The organism is Achromobacter sp. UBA5777 (genome assembly GCF_002418565.1).
Classification (GTDB): Bacteria; Pseudomonadota; Gammaproteobacteria; order Burkholderiales; family Burkholderiaceae_B; genus Achromobacter; species Achromobacter animicus.
In genome coordinates, this window is the sequence record NZ_DIEJ01000179.1 from 1 (window position 1) to 2,273 (window position 2,273).

Annotated in this window: 4 protein-coding genes; all 4 read left to right on the forward strand. The window is 65.6% G+C overall.

The annotated features are described in order from the left end of the window. Positions 1-189, forward strand: a 189-nt coding sequence (locus B3446_RS13940) for a YraN family protein (protein ID WP_349680043.1), incomplete at its 5' end; no start/stop codon positions are given. 85 nt (positions 190-274) lie between these two features. Beyond that, positions 275-868 carry a phosphoheptose isomerase gene (locus B3446_RS13945; RefSeq protein ID WP_175122026.1) on the forward strand — a complete coding sequence of 198 codons (594 nt, stop codon included), beginning with the start codon at positions 275-277 and terminating at the stop codon, positions 866-868. Then, on the forward strand, positions 865-1,611 hold the full coding sequence (locus B3446_RS13950) for a BON domain-containing protein (protein ID WP_291381903.1): 747 nt from the start codon (positions 865-867) through the stop codon (positions 1,609-1,611). The genes B3446_RS13945 and B3446_RS13950 overlap by 4 nt, the downstream gene beginning before the upstream one ends. Next, positions 1,608-2,102 (forward strand): peroxiredoxin family protein, encoded by a 495-nt coding sequence (locus tag B3446_RS13955; RefSeq protein ID WP_056560300.1) that lies wholly within the window; start codon positions 1,608-1,610, stop codon positions 2,100-2,102. Before B3446_RS13950 ends, B3446_RS13955 begins: the two co-directional genes overlap by 4 nt. Positions 2,103-2,273 lie beyond the last annotated feature (171 nt).

Below are 2,273 nucleotides of genomic sequence, written 5' to 3' on the forward strand. Positions count from 1 at the left end.
CGCTTCGGCGGCGCCGCCGCCAGCATCGGCCCCGAAAAGCAGACGCGCCTTGCCCGCGCGGCGGCGTATTGGCTGCCCGAACTGGCCCGCCGGCACTGGGGCGGCCTGGTCCCGCCCGCCCGCTTCGACGCCGTGATTTTCGACAGCGGCGACCCCGCCTGGCTGCGCGGCGCATTCTGGCTGCCATGACCCGGCTGGTCTGGCGTGACATCCCCCCTCGCCCACGTTGCGCATGGACAGAACCGCGGCCCGGCCCCGTGAGATAATCGCGCCCATGGATATGACCTCTCGTATGACGTCGCACTTTCGCGACGCCATGGCCGCTCACGAACAAAGCATGAACGTCCTGGCCGAACCGCTGGCCGTGGCCGTGGACGTGCTGTTCGGCGCCCTGGCGAACAACGGCAAGATTCTGGCTTGCGGCAATGGCGGCTCGGCTGCCGACGCGCAGCATTTCATCGCGGAACTGGTGGGCCGCTTCGAACGCGAACGCCTGCCGCTCGCGGGCATTGCGCTCAACACCGACACCTCGATTCTCACGGCAGTCGGCAACGACTACGGCTTTGACGAAATCTACGAACGGCAGGTCAACGCCTTCGGGCAGGCCGGCGACGTGCTCGTGGCCATCTCGACCAGCGGCAATTCGCCCAACGTGGTCCGCGCCATGGAAGCCGCCAGCGCGCGCGAGATGCACGTCCTGGCCCTGACCGGCAAGGGCGGCGGCGTCATGGGGGAACTCATTACCCCGATGGACGTCCATCTATGTGTTCCCAGCGATCGCACCATGCGCATCCAGGAAGTCCATATTCTGCTGCTGCACGCGCTGTGCGACGGCATCGACGCTCTTCTGCTTGGAGACACCGAATGATTCTTGACGTCAGACCCGCAGTCCGCCCGCTGATGCTTGCCGCCGCGCTTTCGACCGCGGCGCTTTCGCTGACGGCCTGCGCGCCCTTGATCGTGGGCGGCGCTGCCGCCACCACGGCGGTCGTGGTCACCGACCGCCGCACGTCCGGCGTCCAGCTCGAAGACCAGAACATGGCGTTCAAGGCGCAGAGCCAGATCGCCCAGAAGCTGGGCGACACGGCCCGCGTCAACGCCATGGCCTACGGCGGCCACCTGCTGCTGACGGGCGACGTGCCTTCGGAAGAAGCCAAGAACCAGGCCACGGCCATCGCGCAAAGCGTGGAAAACGTGAAGCAGGTTGTCAACCAGCTCAACGTCGGCCCCATCGCCTCGTTCGGCCAGCGCTCCAACGACACCTGGCTGACCTCCAAGGTCAAGACCGCGCTGCTCAACACCAAGTACGTGCCCTCGGGCACCATCGCGGTCACCACCGACCGCGGCGTCGTCTACCTGATGGGTAAGGTCACCCAAGCCGAAGGCGAATACGCCGCCAATGCCACCGCCGACGTCGGCGGCGTGACCAAGGTGGTCAAGCTCTTTGAAATCATCAGCCGCGAAGAAGCCATCCGTCTGTCTGGCAGCGGCTCCAAACCCGCCACCACCGAAAGCAAGGCGCCCATCGAAACCGGAACCGGTCCGGCCACCGACAACGCGGCTGGCACGGGCGGCACGAGCAGCGGCGTCGAAGCAATGCCCATCAAATGAAAAAAGCCATCGTAGCCCTCGCAGTTCTCGTGGCCGTCGGCATCGGCGCCTGGTTCGCCATGCGCCCGGCCCAGACCGCGCCCGACGTCACCTTCACCACGCTGGAAGGCAAGACCTTCTCCATGCAGGACCTGCGCGGCAAGGTCGTGCTGGTCAAATTCTGGGCAACCAGCTGTGTGACCTGCGTGAAGCAGATGCCCGACACCATCTCCGCCTACAACGAGTACGCGGACAAGGGGTATGAAGCCATCGCGGTCGCCATGAACTACGATCCGCCCAACTTCGTGCTCAACTTCGCCGAAACCCGCAAGCTGCCGTTCCCGGTCGCGCTGGACACCAAGGGCGAGATCGCGCGCGCCTTCGGAGACATCCGCCTGACGCCCACGGCGTTCCTCATTGACAAAGAGGGACATATCATCAAGCGTTACCTGGGCGAATACGACAAGGCCGAGTTCCACGCCACCGTCGAAAAGGCCTTGGCCGCCGGCTGATCCGCCGCATCGGCGCAGCCCCCAAAGAATTGCCCGCTGCAAGCGGGCGATTTTTTTTGGGCGGGCGTCCTGCTCTACTGATTTCATAAAAAAGCCGCCCGGGGTCAACGGGCGGCTTTCGGCAATGCGGCGGGCTGATTCTGCCACGCGCGGGGGGGTCGGGCCGCCCCC

Bases quoted from the DNA above. Each gene is read 5' to 3' on its own strand.
- B3446_RS13950 (WP_291381903.1), top strand. From the start codon at position 865: ATGATTCTTGACGTCAGACCCGCAGTCCGCCCGCTGATGCTTGCCGCC.
- B3446_RS13955 (WP_056560300.1), top strand. From the start codon at position 1,608: ATGAAAAAAGCCATCGTAGCCCTCGCAGTTCTCGTGGCCGTCGGCATC.
- B3446_RS13945 (WP_175122026.1), top strand. From the start codon at position 275: ATGGATATGACCTCTCGTATGACGTCGCACTTTCGCGACGCCATGGCC.